8 protein-coding genes are annotated in these 15,795 nt (G+C 73.3%); 6 read left to right on the top strand and 2 right to left on the bottom strand.

Going from position 1 to position 15,795, the window contains the following annotated elements; genetic code table 11:
* Positions 1-7,044: type I polyketide synthase (locus tag IG74_RS0141610; protein WP_037827041.1), on the top strand; the 7,044-nt coding region annotated here is incomplete at its 5' end.
* 120 nt (positions 7,045-7,164) lie between these two features.
* On the opposite strand, the gene IG74_RS0141605 is transcribed toward IG74_RS0141610, so the two are convergent.
* Positions 7,165-8,760 carry an ArnT family glycosyltransferase gene (locus IG74_RS0141605; RefSeq protein ID WP_199818969.1) on the bottom strand — a complete coding sequence of 532 codons (1,596 nt, stop codon included), beginning with the start codon at positions 8,758-8,760 and terminating at the stop codon, positions 7,165-7,167.
* Between the two features lie 253 nt (positions 8,761-9,013).
* Between IG74_RS0141605 and IG74_RS0141600 the strand changes: the two genes are divergently transcribed.
* From IG74_RS0141600 to IG74_RS0141580, 5 genes are all read left to right on the top strand, one after another.
* Positions 9,014-10,456 carry a class I adenylate-forming enzyme family protein gene (locus IG74_RS0141600; RefSeq protein WP_030688349.1) on the top strand — a complete coding sequence of 481 codons (1,443 nt, stop codon included), beginning with the start codon at positions 9,014-9,016 and terminating at the stop codon, positions 10,454-10,456.
* A 63-nt stretch (positions 10,457-10,519) separates the two neighbouring features.
* On the top strand, positions 10,520-11,470 hold the full coding sequence (locus tag IG74_RS0141595; protein WP_037827039.1) for an ACP S-malonyltransferase: 951 nt from the start codon (positions 10,520-10,522) through the stop codon (positions 11,468-11,470).
* Positions 11,470-12,810, top strand: coding sequence for a cytochrome P450 (locus tag IG74_RS0141590; RefSeq protein WP_051856514.1), 1,341 nt, complete (start codon positions 11,470-11,472; stop codon positions 12,808-12,810). The genes IG74_RS0141595 and IG74_RS0141590 overlap by 1 nt, the downstream gene beginning before the upstream one ends.
* 53 nt (positions 12,811-12,863) lie before the next feature.
* Complete coding sequence (speB, locus tag IG74_RS0141585) at positions 12,864-13,982, top strand: agmatinase (protein ID WP_030688343.1); 1,119 nt, start codon at positions 12,864-12,866, stop codon at positions 13,980-13,982.
* 138 nt (positions 13,983-14,120) lie between these two features.
* Complete coding sequence (locus tag IG74_RS0141580) at positions 14,121-14,867, top strand: thioesterase II family protein (protein WP_030688340.1); 747 nt, start codon at positions 14,121-14,123, stop codon at positions 14,865-14,867.
* 128 nt (positions 14,868-14,995) lie between these two features.
* On the opposite strand, the gene IG74_RS46765 is transcribed toward IG74_RS0141580, so the two are convergent.
* Complete coding sequence (locus tag IG74_RS46765) at positions 14,996-15,196, bottom strand: hypothetical protein (RefSeq protein WP_051856512.1); 201 nt, start codon at positions 15,194-15,196, stop codon at positions 14,996-14,998.
* Positions 15,197-15,795: the final 599 nt, after the last annotated feature.

Below are 15,795 nucleotides of genomic sequence, written 5' to 3'. Positions count from 1 at the left end.
CTGGACGCCCTGGCTGAGCACCGGCGTGCGCTCGGGCTGCCCGCGACCTCGCTCGCGTGGGGTCTGTGGGCCGACCAGGGCGGTATGGCCGGAGCCCTCGCTGACGGTGACATCGATCGTATGAACCGGGCGGGTGTGGCGGCCCTGTCCGCCGACGAAGGCCTGGCCCTGCTGGACGCGGCCCTCGCCCAGGCCGACGGCGCCCTCGTGCCGATGAAGCTGGAACTCGACGTCCTGCGGCAGCAGTTCGGCGGCGACGTGCCGCCCCTCTTCCGCGGCCTCATCCGGGCCCAGGTCCGCAAGGCCGCCGCCCAGGCGGGCCCGGCGGGCGCCGGACAGGAGTCGCTGGCCGAACGCCTTGCCGGGCTCGGCGCGGAGGAGCGCGAGCAGGCCCTCGTCGACGTCGTCCGGGACAACGTCGCCGCCGTCCTCGGCTACCCGTCGCTCGAATCGGTGGACGCCGCCAAGGCGTTCAAGGAGCTCGGCTTCGACTCGCTGACCTCCGTCGAACTGCGCAACCGCCTCAACGGCGCCACCGCGCTCCGCCTGCCCGCCAGCCTCGTCTTCGACTACCCCACGCCGGTCGCCCTCGCCGCCCACCTGGGCACGGAACTGCTCGGCTCGCTCCCGGAGCCCGCGGCCCCGGCCGCCGCGCGCGGCGCCGCGACCGTCAACGGCGTGGCCGACGAGCCCGTCGCCATCGTCGCCATGAGCTGCCGCTACCCGGGCGGCGTGCGCTCGCCCGAGGACCTGTGGCGCATGGTGTTCGCGGGCGAGGACGGCCTCACCGGCTTCCCCGTGAACCGCGGCTGGGACGTCACCGCCCCGGCGGACCTCGAAGGAGCCGACGGCGGCGATGGCGGCGATGAGGGCCTGACCTACGTCACCACCGGCGCCTTCCTCCACGAAGCCGACGAGTTCGACTCCGAGTTCTTCGGCATCAACCCGCGCGAGGCCCTCGCCATGGACCCGCAGCAGCGGCTCCTCCTGGAGACCTCCTGGGAGGCCTTCGAGCGCGCGGGCATCGTCCCCGCCACCGTGCGCGGCAGCGACACCGGCGTGTTCGTCGGCCTGTCGACGCAGGGCTACTCGACCACGCTGCACGGTACCGAAGGCGTCGAGGGCTACGTCATGACCGGCGACGCGGCCAGCGTCGCCTCCGGCCGCCTCTCGTACTCCTTCGGCTTCGAAGGCCCGGCCGTCACCGTCGACACCGCCTGCTCCTCCTCGCTCGTCGCGCTGCACCTGGCCGTGCGCGCGCTGCGGCAGGGCGAGTGCGCGATGGCGCTCGCGGGCGGCGCGGCCGTCATGCCGACGCCCACCTCGTTCGCGGAGTTCAGCCGCCAGCGCGGCCTGGCCCCCGACGGCCGCTGCAAGTCGTTCGCCGCGGCGGCCGACGGCACCGGCTGGGGCGAAGGCGTCGGCATGCTCGTCCTGGAGCGGCTCTCCGACGCCCGCCGCAACGGCCACCCGGTCCTCGCGGTCGTACGGGGCTCCGCCATCAACCAGGACGGCGCCAGCAACGGCCTGACCGCCCCCAACGGCCCCTCGCAGCAGCGCGTCATCCGCGCCGCCCTCACCGACGCCCGCCTCACCGCGGCCGACGTGGACGCGGTCGAGGCCCACGGCACCGGCACCACCCTCGGCGACCCCATCGAGGCGCAGGCGCTCATCGCCACGTACGGCAAGGAGCACACGGACGACCGGCCGCTGTGGCTGGGCTCGCTGAAGTCGAACATCGCCCACACCCAGGCCGCCGCCGGAGTCGGCGGCGTCATCAAGACGGTGCTGGCGATGCGCCACAGCGTGCTGCCGAAGACCCTGTACGTGGACGCCCCCACCCCCGAAGTCGACTGGTCCGGCGGGGGAGTGGAACTCCTCACCGAGAACCGGGACTGGCCCGGCCGCGCGGACGGCGCGCCGCGCCGCGCGGGCGTCTCCTCCTTCGGCATCAGCGGCACGAACGCCCACGTGATCCTCGAAGAGGCACCGGAGGCCGCCCCGGCCGCCGCGCCCGAGGCCGCCGAAGCGCCGCGGGTCTTCCCCGGCCTGGTGCCGCTGGTCCTGTCCGGCAAGACCCCGGAGGCACTGCGGGCGCAGGCGCGACAGCTGCGCGAGCACCTGCTCGCCCACCCGGGCGCCGACCTTGCCGACGTGGGCCTGTCCCTGGCCGTGGCGCGCTCGCGGTTCGAGCACCGCGGCCTGGTGCACGGGCGCGGTCGCGCGGAGCTCGTCGCCGCCCTCGACCGGCTGGCGCAGGGCGACACAAAGGCCCGTGACGTCGTCGCGGGCCGCGCCCCCGGCGGCACGGTCCGCCCGGTGTTCGTCTTCCCCGGCCAGGGTGCGCAGTGGGCGGGCATGGGACGCGAGCTCCTCGCCGCCAGCCCCGTGTTCGCGGCGCGCATGCGGGAGTGCGCCGACGCCCTGTCCGAGTTCGTGGACTGGGACCTCACCGAGGAGCTGGGCGGCGCGAACTTCGACCGCGTCGACGTGGTCCAGCCCGTCCTGTTCGCCGTGATGGTGTCCCTGGCCGAGGTGTGGCGGGCGGCCGGGGTGAAGCCCGCCGCCGTCGTCGGGCACAGCCAGGGCGAGATCGCCGCCGCGTGCGTCGCGGGCGTCCTGCCCCTGCGGGATGCCGCCCGCGTCGTCGCCCTGCGCAGCCAGGCGATCCGCGAACTGTCCGGCAAGGGCGGCATGGTCTCCCTCGTCCTGCCGAAGGCCGAGGCCGAGACGCTCCTCGCGGCCTGGGCAGGACGCGTCGAGATCGCCGTCGTCAACGGCCCCTCCCAGGTCGTCGTCGCGGGCGACCCCGAAGCCCTCGAAGAGCTGGTGGCCCGCTGCGCCGAGCAGGGCGTACGGGCGCGCGCCGTCCCGGTGGACTACGCCTCGCACTCCGCGTACGTGGAGCAGATCGAGGCCCGCATCGAACAGGCCCTGACGGGGCTGAGCCCGCGCGCCGCCGACATCCCGCTGTACTCGACCCTCACCGGCGCCTGGCTCACGGCCGACACGCCCATGGACGCCGGATACTGGTACCGCAACCTGCGCCACACCGTCCTCTTCGAGCAGGCCACGCGCGGTCTGCTCGGCGAAGGCCACGGCCTGTTCCTGGAGATGAGCCCGCACCCGGTGCTCACCGTCCCGGTGCAGGAGACCATCGACGCCACTGCCACTGCCACCGCGCACACCGGCGCCGTCGCGCTCGGCTCCCTGCGCCGCGACGAGGGCGGCCCCGAGCGGCTGCTCGCCGCCCTCGCCGCGGCCCACGTCCACGGCGCCGAACTCGACTGGGCGGCGCTCCTGCCCGGCGCCCGCACCACCCTCGACCTGCCCACGTACGCGTTCCAGCGGGAGCGCTACTGGCCCGAGCCGGCCCTCGCGGGAGCGGGCGACGTGGCCTCCGTCGGCATCGAGGCGGCGGGGCACCCGCTGCTCGGCGCCCGGATGGAGCTGGCCGACGCCGACCAGTACGTGCTCACCGGACGGCTCTCCCGGCGCACCCACCCCTGGCTCGCCGACCACGCCGTCGGGGACACCGTGCTCCTGCCGGGCACCGCGTACGTGGAGATGGCGCTGCGCGCGGGCGACGAGGTCGGCTGCGGGCTCGTCGAGGAACTCACCCTCCAGGCGCCGCTGGTCGTCGACGGCGACGACACCCGCACGCTCCAGGTGTGGGTCGGCGCCCCCGACACCGAAGGGCGCCGCCCGCTGACCGTCTCCTCCCGGGCCCAGGGCGCCACCGACGCCCCGTGGACCCGGCACGCCACCGGCACCCTCGCCGACGGCGCGTACGAGGAGAGGGACACGGCCCTGACCGTGTGGCCGCCCGAGGGCGCCGAAGCCGTGGCCGTCGACGGGTTCTACGAGCGCCTCGCCGAGGGCGGGCTCGCCTACGGCCCGGCCTTCCAGGGGCTGCGCGCCGCCTGGCGAGACCCGGCGGGCGACGCGGTGTACGCCGAGGTGCGGCTGCCCGAGAGCGCCCACCGCGACGCCCGCTCCTTCGGCGTGCACCCCGCGCTCCTCGACGCCGCCCTGCACACCGTGGCCCTCGCCCCCTTCGCGGAGACCGGCGGCGTGCGGCTGCCGTTCGCCTGGACCGGCGTCTTGCTGGCCGCGCAGGGCGCGACCGTGCTGCGGGTCCGGGTGCGGCCCGCCGGGACCGGCGGCGTGGAGCTGCTGTTCGCCGACGACACGGGCGCGCCGGTCGCCCGCGCCGACTCCCTGGAACTGCGCCCGGTCGCCCCCGAGCAGCTGCGCGCGGCCTCCGGCGGCGGGCGCGCCGGGCACCGCGACGCGCTGTTCGGCGTCGAGTGGACGCCGCTGCCCTCGGGCGCGGCCGACGCCACGGCCCTGACCTGGGCCACGGTCGGCCCCGACGACCTGAAGGTGGGCGCCGAACTCACCGCGTCCGGCGCGCGCGTGGCCGCCTACGCCGACACCGACGCGCTCGGCGCGGCCCTCGACGCCGGTGCGACGGCCCCCGACGCGGTGCTCGTCACCTTCGCGCCGGGCCCCGACCCGGACGCGGCCGCCGAAGCCACCGCGGCCCGGGCCCGCGCCGCCCTGCACCGGGCGCTCGGCCTCCTCCAGGACTGGCAGGCCGAGCCGCGCCTCGGCGCCGCCCGCCTGGTCCTGGTGACCCGGGGCGCGGTGGCCACCGACGGCGGCGACGTGCCCGACCTGACGCACGCCGCGGTCTGGGGCCTGGCCCGCTCCGCCCGGTCCGAGCAGGCGGGCGGCCCCGACGGCGCCGGCTGCGTGCTGCTCGACCTGGGCGGCGCCGACGACCGGGCCGACGGCCGTCCGGCCGCCGACCTGCTCGCCCACGGCCTCGCCCTGGACGAGCCGCAACTGGCCGTCCGCGAAGGGGCGCTGCTCGCACCGCGCCTGGTGCCCGCGACAGCCCCGGCGGCCACGCAGGGCCACCAGGGGCACCAGGGGCACCAGGTTCACCCGGGCGCCCCGGAGGTCCGTACGCCCGACCCCGAGGGCACGGTCCTGATCACCGGTGCCACCGGCACCCTGGGCGCCCTCGTCGCCCGCCACCTGGTGGCCGAGCACGGCGCCCGCCGCCTGCTCCTGACCAGCCGCAGGGGCCCGGCCGCGCCGGGCGCCGCCGACCTCGTGGCCGCGCTCGAAGCCCTCGGCGCCGAGGCACGCGTGGTCGCCTGCGACGCGGCGGACCGCGACGCCCTGGCCGAGGCCCTCGCCACGGTCCCGGCGGCACACCCGCTGACCGCCGTCGTGCACACCGCGGGAGTCCTGGACGACGCCCTGGTGGCGTCCCTGACGCCGGAGCGCGTGGACGAGGTCCTGCGGCCCAAGCTGGACGCGGCTCTGAACCTCGCCGAGCTGACGGCCGGGCAGGACCTCGCGGAGTTCGTCCTGTTCTCCTCCGCGGCCGCCACCTTCGGCAGCCCCGGCCAGGGCAACTACGCGGCGGCCAACGCCTTCCTCGACGCCCTCGCGCACCACCTGCGCGCCCGGGGCGTGCCCGCCACCTCGCTCGCCTGGGGCCTGTGGGCCGAGAGCAGCGAGATGACCGGACACCTCGACGAGGCCCGCCGCAGCCGCATCTCGCGCGGCGGCGTCCTGCCGCTGTCCTCGGCGGAAGGCGTCGCACTCCTCGACGCCGCCCGCGCCCTCGGCGCGCCGCTGCTGCTGCCCGTGCGCCTGGACACGGCGGCCCTGCGGGCGGGCGCACGCCGGGGCGACGCCGTGCCGCCGCTGCTGCGGCGCCTGGTACGGGTGCCCGCCCGGCGCACTGCCGCAGGCGCCGCCGCGTCCGAGGCGGAGGCGTTCGCACGCCGCCTCGCGGCCGCGTCCGGCGCCGAGCGCGCCGAACTGCTCGGCGCGCTCGTGCGGGACCAGGCGGCGGCCGTCCTCGGCCACGCGTCCGCCGACCGCGTCGAGGACGAACGGGGCTTCCTGGAGCTCGGCTTCGACTCCCTCACCGGCGTCGAGCTGCGCAACCGCCTCGCGGCCGCCACCGGTCTGCGCCTGCCCGCGACCCTGGTCTTCCAGAACCGCACCCCGAGGTCCCTCGCCGAGCGCCTCGCGCACGACCTGGAGCAGGCCCTGCCCCAGACGGACGGCCCGGCGCCGCGGCCCGGGCACGAGGCAGGGCGTCCGCTCCGGACCGAGCAGGCGCCGCCGCGGCCCGCGCCGACGCCCGACGCACCCGCGCACCCGGACCCGGCCGCGCCCCGGCCCGCCACCGGCCTCGCCGAGCTGTACGACGAGGCCGCGCGACAGGGCCGTGCCGACGACCTGATCCCGCTGCTGCGCACCATGGCGCAGTTCCGCGCCTCGTTCACCGACGAGGCCGAACTCGGCGCCCCGCGCGCCCCGTTCACGCTCGCACGCGCCACGGAGGGGGCGGAGGAGACCGCCCTGGTGATGTTCACCTCGTACGTCGGCCGGTCCAGCGCGTACGACTACGCCCGCTTCGGCGCGTACTTCCGCGACCGGCGCGACGTCAGCGTCATCACGCACCCCGGCTTCCTGGAGGGCGAGTTGCTGCCCGCCGACAAGGAGGCGCTGGTGCGGCTGCACGCCGACACCGTGCAGCGCCATGTCGGCGACAAGCCGTACGTCCTGTCCGGGCACTCCTCCGGCGGCCTCGTCGCGCACGCCGTGGCGCGGGAGCTGGAGCGCAGGGGCGCCGGGCCCGCCGGTGTGGTGCTCGTCGACACCTACGTCGACGAGAAGGCGCTCGGCGACATGGCGGCCGCGATGGGCGAACAGCTCAGCGACCGCTACGACTTGGTGCCCGGCGCGGACGACAACGACTGGGGCGACGCCTGGGTGACCGCCATGGCCCGCTACATGTTCCTCGGCCTGCTGCCCGAGGAGGTCGCGGCGCCCACCCTCCTGGTCCGGGCGGGCGAGCCGCTCATGGAGTGGACGAAGGACTACGACTGGCGCCCGTCCTGGAAGCTGGAGCACACCACCGTCGACGTGCCCGGCACCCACTTCACGGTGATGGAGGAGCACTCCCGCTCCACGGCGCGCGCCGTGGAGGAGTGGCTGGACCGCCTCTGACCCGCCCGGCACGGCTCCGGCCCCCGCCCGGCACGCCCGGGACCCGCCCAGCACGACGGCCCCGCCCCCACCATCCGGTGGGGGCGGGGCCGTTTCGCGCGGGCGGCGCCGGGGGCGCGGTCAGGACAGGTGGCCGTAGTCCTCCCAGATCTTCGACCACGGCTCGTTCCGGCCGTCGAGCACCCACACCGGAACCCCGTCGACGAAGCTCTCGCCGGGGCCGCCCGCCGCCTTCGCGGCCTTCTTCACCGACGAGAAGTACGGCTTCAGCTTCGCGACGTCCGCACCCACGTACAGGACCGGGCCCGAGGAGTCCGACGGCGCGCCGAAGTACCAGTAGCCGCGGTGGCCGCTGTACGCGGACGGCAGGCCGCGGTCGGCGCCCAAGTGGTCGACGGCGCCCGCCTGCTCGTAGTACTGCGTGACCACGACGGCCCGCTTCCGGCCGTCGGCGGGCAGCGTCCGGTACGCCTTCTCGACGGCGTCGATCAGATGCGGCCAGCGCAGCGTCTCCGCGGTCATCGGGTTGTTGTCGGGCTGCTCGGTCTTCGTCACCTGCGACACCGGATACACCGGAAGGGACAGCGCCACGCACACCAGGGCCGTCAGCGCGACCACCGGCCAGGCGGCCAGCCAGCGCCACCAGCGGGCGCCCTCGCCGCGGCCGAGCGCGACCGCGCCCGCCGCCCACAGCGGCGCGAACGCGCCCACCACGTACGCGGGACGGCCGCCGGTGACCAGGAACACGGCCGTCAGACCGAGGAACGTCCACGCCAGGAAGCGGTACGGGGCGAGCTCGGGGGAGCGGAGCAGCCGCACCAGGCCGTAGACCAGGACGACGGTGAACACGCCGCCGGACAGGACGATCAGATACGGCAGGAAGCCCGCGCGGCCGCCCAGGATGCCCTCGTCGGCGAGGACCTTCGACATCTCCAGCTGCGGCCAGTCGTGCCGCGCCTGCCAGATCAGACCCGGCAGCGACGTGACCACGGAGACCGCGGCGCCGATCCACAGCTCCTTGCGGCGCAGCAGCTCGCGCGGGCCGACGGCGAACACGGCGACCGCGACGACCAGCCAGTAGCCGACGATCAGATACTTGCCCTGGAGCGCCAGCGCCGTCGCCAGGCCCGCCCACAGCAGCAGCCGGTCCTCGCGGGCGCGCACCCAGCGGACGAGGAGCCAGTTCACCAGCGTCCACAGGAACAGGTCGACCGCCATCGTCGACAGCGCGTGCCCGCTGATCAGGACGGCGGGGGCGAAGCCGTACGCGGCCGCCGTAAGCAGCTGCGCCCGCCGGGCGCCGCCGAACTCGCGCGCGATGAGCGCCGCGACGAGCACGCCCGCCACGGTGAGCAGCGCGGGCAGCAGCCGCAGCGCGAACAGCGAGCCGCCGGACAGCGCGTCGATGGCGCGGGCGAGCAGCGGCAGGAGCACCGGCTGGTCCGCGTACCCCCAGTCCAGATGCTGCCCGGCACCGAGGAAGTACAGCTCGTCGCCCTGGAATCCGTACCGCGTGCTGACGAGCAGCAGCGCGAGGCCGGACGCGCCCGCGACCGCGCCCGCCCACCGGCCGGCGAACTCCGGCAGCCCCGCGGAATCCCGCCCGACTGCCCCTTCCTTTTCTTCCTTTTCCTCCGGCAGGATCGCGGATGTCTCCTGCCGTTCTTTATCCTGGTCCTCGACCGGTCCCTGACCGGTCTTCGTCCGAACTCCCACCGGGGCCTCCGCGGCTGATGAAGTAGATGGCCTGAAACACGGTCGAAGGTAGTCGCTCGCACGGCCCGTCAGCTTGCCCCTGCGAGCGGCAAGTTGCCTGCTCAGGGGGTGTTAGGGGGAGGATAGGGGTTCTGCGGCGCAAGGCTGCCGCCTAGCTTTTACGCTAGCTCCCCGGCGACTGGACCGGGGCAGGAGAATTGCTCGACCTTTTCGTGCCCGTTGATTCTCAGAACCGGGAAAGGGGGCGGCTTTGATGACACCGAACATCTTCACGGGAGATTCGGCGCGGACCTTCGCTGAATTCGAGCAGGACACCTTGCGGGTCGCGATGGTCCTGCGCGCGGAAGGCGTCAGGCCGGGCGACCGGGTGCTGCTCAAGGCCGGCAACTCGGCGGCCTGGCTGAACGCGTTCTTCGCGCTGATGCACGTCGGCGCCTCCATCGTCCTCGTCGACCAGCAGGAGCACGCCCGCGAGACCGCGCGCATCGTCGAGCGCACGCGCGCCCGCCTGTGCCTGTACGACGACGACGCTCCCATGCCCGCCGAGACGCGCGACGCCGTCTACCTGTACAAGCTCCTCGTCGAGGCCTCGGGCCTGGTCCCGACCGAGCCGTCGCTCGACTTCGACGCGTGGTGCGCCCTGCCGGACGGCCTGATCATGTGGTCCTCCGGCTCCACCGGCACCCCCAAGGGCGTGGTCAAGAACGGCGGCCGCTTCCTGGAGAACCTGCGCCGCAACGCCGACCACATGGGCCACGGCCGCGGCGACGTCCTGCTGCCGCTGCTGCCCTTCGCGCACCAGTACGGCCTGTCCATGGTGCTGATCGCCTGGCTCGCCGAGTGCTCCCTCGTCGTCGCGCCGCACCGGCGGCTCGACCGCTCGCTCCTCATGGGCGGCCAGTGCGGGGTGACCGTCATCGACGCCACCCCGGCCACCTACCGCAGCATGCTCAACCTCGCCCGGCGCCAGGCCGACGTGCGCGCCGCCCTCGGCCGCGTCCGCATGTTCTGCAGCGGCGCCGCCCCGCTCGACCCGGCGCTCTCGGACGCGTACGTCGACGACTTCGGCCGGCCGCTGCTCGACAGCTACGGCAGCACCGAACTCGGCAACATCGCCTTCGCGACCACCGACAACCCCGTCGCCTGCGGCCAGGTCATGAAGGGCCTGGAGCTGACCGTCCAGGACGACGAGGGCAAGGTCCTCGCGGCCGGGGAGATGGGCGAGCTCGTCGTCAACACCCCCGACATGATGGGCGGTTACCTCGCCGAGGACGGCACCCTCGCCCCGGTCGAGCAGGGCTGGTACCGCACCGGTGACCTCGGCCACCTCGACGAGAGCGGCAACCTGTTCGTGGCGGGCCGCAAACTCGCCGTGCACCGCATGGGGTACACGCTCTACCCGGAGATCATCGAGCGCAGGGCCGCCGTCGCGGGCTGCACCGTCAAGGTGATCGCCCTGCCCGACGACGCGCGCGGCGCCGAGCTGGTCTTCTTCGTCGAGGACCCCACGGGCCGGGACGTCGCCGAGTGGCGCGGCCGCATCAAGGACGCGCTGCCCTCGTACGAACACCCCAACCGGGTCGTCGTCATCGACAGCTTCCCGCTCAACCGCAACGGCAAGCCCGACCGGCGCGCCCTCGAACAACGGGCGGCCGGGCGGGCCACGGAACTCGCCGCCTCCGCCACCCCCGCCTGAGCCGCCCCCCTCGGCCCGGCAGCCAGTACAGACCGCACGACCAGCACAGACAGAGCGGACACGATGACGACCGACCAGGCACGCAGCGCCGTGGTGTTTCCGGGCATGGGGCCCTCGCGCTTCACCGACGTGGGCAAGTTCATGATGATCGACCCCTTCGTGCGGAAGCGCCTCGCCGCCGCCGACGAGGCGCTCGGCCGGTCGGTCCTCGACGGCTTCCGCACCCAGGCGGTGGACTTCGGCGCGTTCGCCCAGGTCGCGTGCTTCATCAACTCGGTGGCCCTCGCGGACCGGGCCGTCGAGACCCAGGGCCTGCGACCGGACCTGTGCGTCGGCTTCAGCTTCGGCCAGAAGGCCGCGACGGCCTTCAGCGGCGCCCTGCCGTTCGCCGATGCCACCCGCCTCACCTACGAACTCGCCCTGTGCGAACAGCGGTTCTTCGAGCAGGAGCACCAGGACCTGGTGACCCTCACCCTCACCCGCGTACCCGAGGCGGCGCTCGCCGAGGTCCTCGGCGAGCTGGCCGAGCGCGGCGAGTTCCACGAGGTCTCCGGCCACCTCGACGAGGGCATGCACATGATCACCATGCGCGAGCAGGTCCTGGAGTCCTTCCAGCGGCGCATCAGCGCCGTCGGCGGCTACTCGCTGTACTCGATGAAGCCGCCCGCGCACTGCCGGATCCTGACCGGCCTGCGCGCCCGCGTCGAGGAGGAGGTCCTCGACAGGTTCGACCTCGCCGACCCCTCGCTCCCGGTGGTCGCCGACCACGACGGCTCCCTGGTGACGAGCGCCGAGCAGATGCGGACCCTCCTGCTCGACACCTTCGACCACCCCGTCCGCTGGCACCCGGTCGTGGACACCCTGCGGGCCCAGGGCGTGGGGGCGGTCAGCGTCACCGGGCCCGACCGGCTCCTGCACCGGCTCGACGTCACCACCCGCCACTTCGACGTGGTGGCCCTGGGGCCGGAGCAGGCCCTCAGGCCCACCAGGACCGCCTCGCGCAAGGAGCAGTGATGACCGTGCTCACGGACAGCAGGTCGGCCGGGTTCAAGTTCAGCGCCAAGCTCGGCGCGACCCGCGCGATCCTGCGCGCCTTCGGACTCTTCGGCGACCCCTTCACGCATCTGCTCCAGGGCAAGGAGGACCCGTACCCGCTGTACGCGAAGGTCCGCCAGCGGGGCCCCATCCACCGCAGCCACCTGGGCAGCTGGGTCACCGGCAGCCACGAGCTCGGCAGCAAGATCCTGCGTGACCGCACGCTGTTCCTCAACCGCGAGCAGGGCGGCGTACCCGGGCACGAGATGATGGCCGACATCCCCTGGAACAGCTCCATCCTCGGCCTCGACCCGCCCGACCATACCCGGCTCCGCAGGCTCGCCCAGCCCGCCTTCGGCCCCAAGATGATCAGCAAGTACCGGATCCAGGTGGAGAAGCTCTGCCACGGACTGCTCGACCAGGCCGCCGGACGCGAGGGCTTCGACCTCATCGAGGACTTCGCCGGGCCCCTGCCGCTGCTCGTGATCGGCGAGCTCCTCGGCGTCCCCGAGCAGTACCACGAGCGGTTCGTCAGGGCCGGACGCAAGGTCGGCCCCGTCATCGACGGCGTCAAGTCCCTGAGGATGGCACGGGAGTTCCGCGCCGCCGTCGACGACCTCGACCAGGTCTTCTCCGAACTGATCGAGCTGCGCGCCAAGGACCCGGGCGACGACCTCATCAGCCGCCTCACCACGGCCCACGGCGACGGCAAGCTCACCACCGAGGAACTCCTCGCCTTCTGCACCGTCCTCGCCGTCACCGGCTTCGAGACCACCACCAACCTCATCGGCAACGCCGTCCTCGCGATGACCGGCGACCGCGCCCAGTGGAACCTGCTGAAGGACGATCCCGACCTCGCGCCGCGCGCCGTCGAGGAGACCCTGCGCTACGACTCGCCCGCCCTCCAGGCCCAGCGCGTCCCGCACCAGGACATCGCCCTGGCCGGACACCACATCCGGGCCGACAGCTCCGTCGTCGTCCTCATCGGCGCCGCCAACCGCGACCCGGAGGTGTACGACGAGCCGGACCGCTTCGACCTCACCCGGGAGAACCCCGCCGAGCACCTGTCGTTCTCCGGCGGCATCCACTACTGCATCGGCGCCCCGCTGGCCCGCATGGAGGGCGAGACGGCGCTGCGCGTCCTGGTGGAGCGCCTGCCCGAGCTGCGCGTGTCCGGCCGCGTCCAGCGCCGCAGCTCGCCCGTGATCAGCGGCTGCACCCGCCTTCCCGTCAGCGGCAGCGCCCCGAAGGGGCGCGGGGCTGAATCGAAAAGCGGCTTCGCCGCGGGGCGTGACCAGCCACGACGACCCGCAGGCTGAGGACGGCCCATCGTGGCAATCACAGCGAAGCGTTTGCGTATCCGAGGAGAGAGATGAGCGAGACACCCGAGTCCGAGGCCTGGCGGCGGGAGGTCGATCGCTCCACCTTCCCGCGGCGCGAGCCCGGCCCGATCGACCTGCGCCGCTACTACGTCCAGCCGTCCTACTCCGGCGTGCCCACGTTCATGGGCGTCCCCCTCGCCCTCACCCAGGAGGACCTGCGGGCGGGCGAGGTGGACGTCGCCGTCGTGGGCTGTCCCGTGGACGTCTCCAGCGGCCACCGCGGCGCCGCCTACGGTCCGCGCGCGATCCGCGCCGACGAGCGCTACCTGTACGCCACCCCCGAGGGGTTCGTGCACTCCGCGACCCGGGTCAACCCCTTCAACATCCTCAAGGTCGTCGACTACGGGGACGCGGCCGTCGACCCCTTCGACATCACCCGGTCCATGGAGCCCATCCGCAGCCTGGTCCGTGAGATCGCCGAGGTCGGGGCCCGGCCCGTCGTCCTGGGCGGCGACCACTCGCTGCTGTGGCCGAGCGTGGGCGCCCTGTCGGAGGTGCACGGGCGCGGCTCCATCGCGGTCATCCACTTCGACGCGCACCCGGACTGCCACGAGGAGCTGTTCGGGCACCGCGCCACCCACACCACGCCGATCCGGCGCCTCATCGACGAGGAGATGGTGCCGGGACCGAACGTCATCCAGGTCGGCATCCGCACCATCTCGGGCCCCGACGACCAGCTGTTCAACTGGATGCGCCGGGCCGGGATGCGCTCGCACTTCATGGCCGAGATCGAGCGGATCGGCTTCGCCGCGGTCATCGACAAGGTCATCGAGGAGGCCCGCGCGGTCGCCGACCACGTGTACCTGTCCCTCGACATCGACGTCCTGGACCCGGCGTTCGCGCCCGGCACCGGCACCCCCGAGCCCGCCGGGCTCACCACCCGCGAGCTGTTCACCGCGCTGCGCCGCATCGCGCACGAGACGAACCTGGTCGGCATGGACGTGGTCGAGGTCGCCCCGCACCTGGACGCGGGCTACTCCACCGCCATGAACGCCCGCAGGGCCGTCTTCGAGGCGCTGACCGGCCTCGCCCTGAACCGCATCAAGATCTCCAGCAAGAACTACGCGAACCCGATCGTGGCCGGAGAAGTGCGCTTCCCGCTCAAGTGAGTTGGGGTGCATGCTGTTCACGTGCGTACGGAACGCTCGTGCGCACGCCGTCGAAGGCGGGCTGAGGCCCGCCTTCGAGCTGTTTCCCGTCCTTTCGACCCTTACCGACGCCACCGACCAGCATGGATGGAAACCGTCATGACGACAGCCGCCTCCGCCGACCTGTGGGTCCGCAGCTACCACCCCGCTCCCGACGCCCGCCGCCGCCTTGTCTGCTTCCCGCACGCGGGCGGGTCCGCCAGCTTCTACTTCCCGGTGTCGGCCGCCCTGAGCCAGGTCGCCGACGTGATCGCGCTCCAGTACCCGGGGCGCCAGGACCGCCACACCGAGAAGGGCATCGAGACCATAGGCGAGATGGCGGACCGGATCGCCGAAGCGCTGCGCGGCCACACCACGCTGCCGCTGACCTTCTTCGGGCACAGCATGGGCGCCGTGCTCGCCTTCGAGGTGGCCCGGCGCCTGGAGAAGGCGGGGCAGGCCCCCGTGCACGTCTTCGCCTCCGGCCGCCGCGCCCCCTCCCGGTTCCGGCCCGAGAACGTCCACCAGCGCGACGACGAGGGCATCATCGCCGAGATGCGCAAGCTCAGCGGCACGGACCCGCGGGTGCTCGGTGACGAGGAGGTGCTGCGCATGGTCCTGCCGGCCATCCGCAGCGACTACACCGCCATCGAGACCTACCGCGCCGAGGCCGGTGCGCAGATCGGCAGCCCCATCACCGTCCTGGTCGGCGACGACGACCCGCGCACCACCCTTGACGAGGCGCGCGCGTGGGAGCCGCACACCCTGGGCTCCTTCGACATGAAGGTGTTCTCCGGAGGCCACTTCTACCTCACGGACCACGCCCCCGACGTGATCGGCATCCTGAAGGAGCACCTCACGTCCTAGGAACGGCACTCGGCGGGGCGGTCACCACACGGACTGGATGTGGTGACCGCCCCGCCGAGTCATGAGCGGCCAAAAGGAACCCGGTGGCCAGTTACGGGGGAGAACCGGCCACCGGGAGTCTATGAAATTCAGCTGTGCACGGACTTGCGGGACCGTGAACTCACGCAGAACGCGAGGATGATCAGGCCGACAATTCCGATCGCCAGGCTCACCCACGAGGGAGTGTCTTCCGGCAGCACTGCCGTGACACCGAATTTTGTGTCCCAGATGCGCTCAGTCAGGAATGATCCGATTCCCTGAACCGCCAGGACGATGCCGACCCACAGCATGTCGCTCCTCAAATGTTCTGTACGGGGTGAGCACTCTCGTGCTTCTTGTTCCGCTTCCCGGTGTTCCCACCGGGCCGCCGACAAGATTTATTCAATCGCTTCGGGCACCCGGCGGGGCAGAGGGAAACGTTGGTACCACTACCGACGAAAGTTGTGACCGGATGACGCGTTCCCCCTCTCGTGGACCTGGCGTGCTCCGGGCACGGGATGCAGGGCCCGGTTGGCGCGCGTACCGTCCCGAAGCCCCCAAAGGCGTTAAGAAGGCGTTAAAGCCGCAGGTCAGAAGGGTGGATGCGGTCTGCGGGCGGCACGCATTAAGCTCTCCACGACCCACACAGCGCGAAGCCGACATGTACGGGGGTGGGCTTGTCGTGCCGCACGTCAAGACGGCCGGAGCACAGCGGACCGGGAAGTTCCGTCCCGTGGCGTCCGACCTCATTCTTCTCACCGCTCTGATCGTGGCCAACGTCCTGGTCGCCATCGGCAATGTGGACAACGGCCATCCGCGGTTTGGGCCGTGGGCGGGGTTGGGGTTGCAGGTGGTTGTGGTGGTGGTGTTGGTGGTGCGGCGGGTGTGGCCGTTGTTGGTGTTGGGTGTG

This window comes from Streptomyces sp. NRRL B-1347, from assembly GCF_000720325.1.
In the GTDB taxonomy this organism is placed as follows: domain Bacteria; phylum Actinomycetota; class Actinomycetes; order Streptomycetales; family Streptomycetaceae; genus Streptomyces.
The sequence above is the reverse complement of the archived record's forward strand: the minus strand, read 5'-3'. Positions and strand labels throughout refer to the sequence as shown.

Coding starts and splice junctions, on each gene's coding strand:
- IG74_RS0141600 (WP_030688349.1), top strand. CDS start 9,014: ATGACACCGAACATCTTCACGGGAGATTCGGCGCGGACCTTCGCTGAA.
- IG74_RS0141595 (WP_037827039.1), top strand. CDS start 10,520: ATGACGACCGACCAGGCACGCAGCGCCGTGGTGTTTCCGGGCATGGGG.
- IG74_RS0141590 (WP_051856514.1), top strand. CDS start 11,470: ATGACCGTGCTCACGGACAGCAGGTCGGCCGGGTTCAAGTTCAGCGCC.
- speB (WP_030688343.1), top strand. CDS start 12,864: ATGAGCGAGACACCCGAGTCCGAGGCCTGGCGGCGGGAGGTCGATCGC.
- IG74_RS0141580 (WP_030688340.1), top strand. CDS start 14,121: ATGACGACAGCCGCCTCCGCCGACCTGTGGGTCCGCAGCTACCACCCC.
- IG74_RS46765 (WP_051856512.1), bottom strand. CDS start 15,196: ATGCTGTGGGTCGGCATCGTCCTGGCGGTTCAGGGAATCGGATCATTC.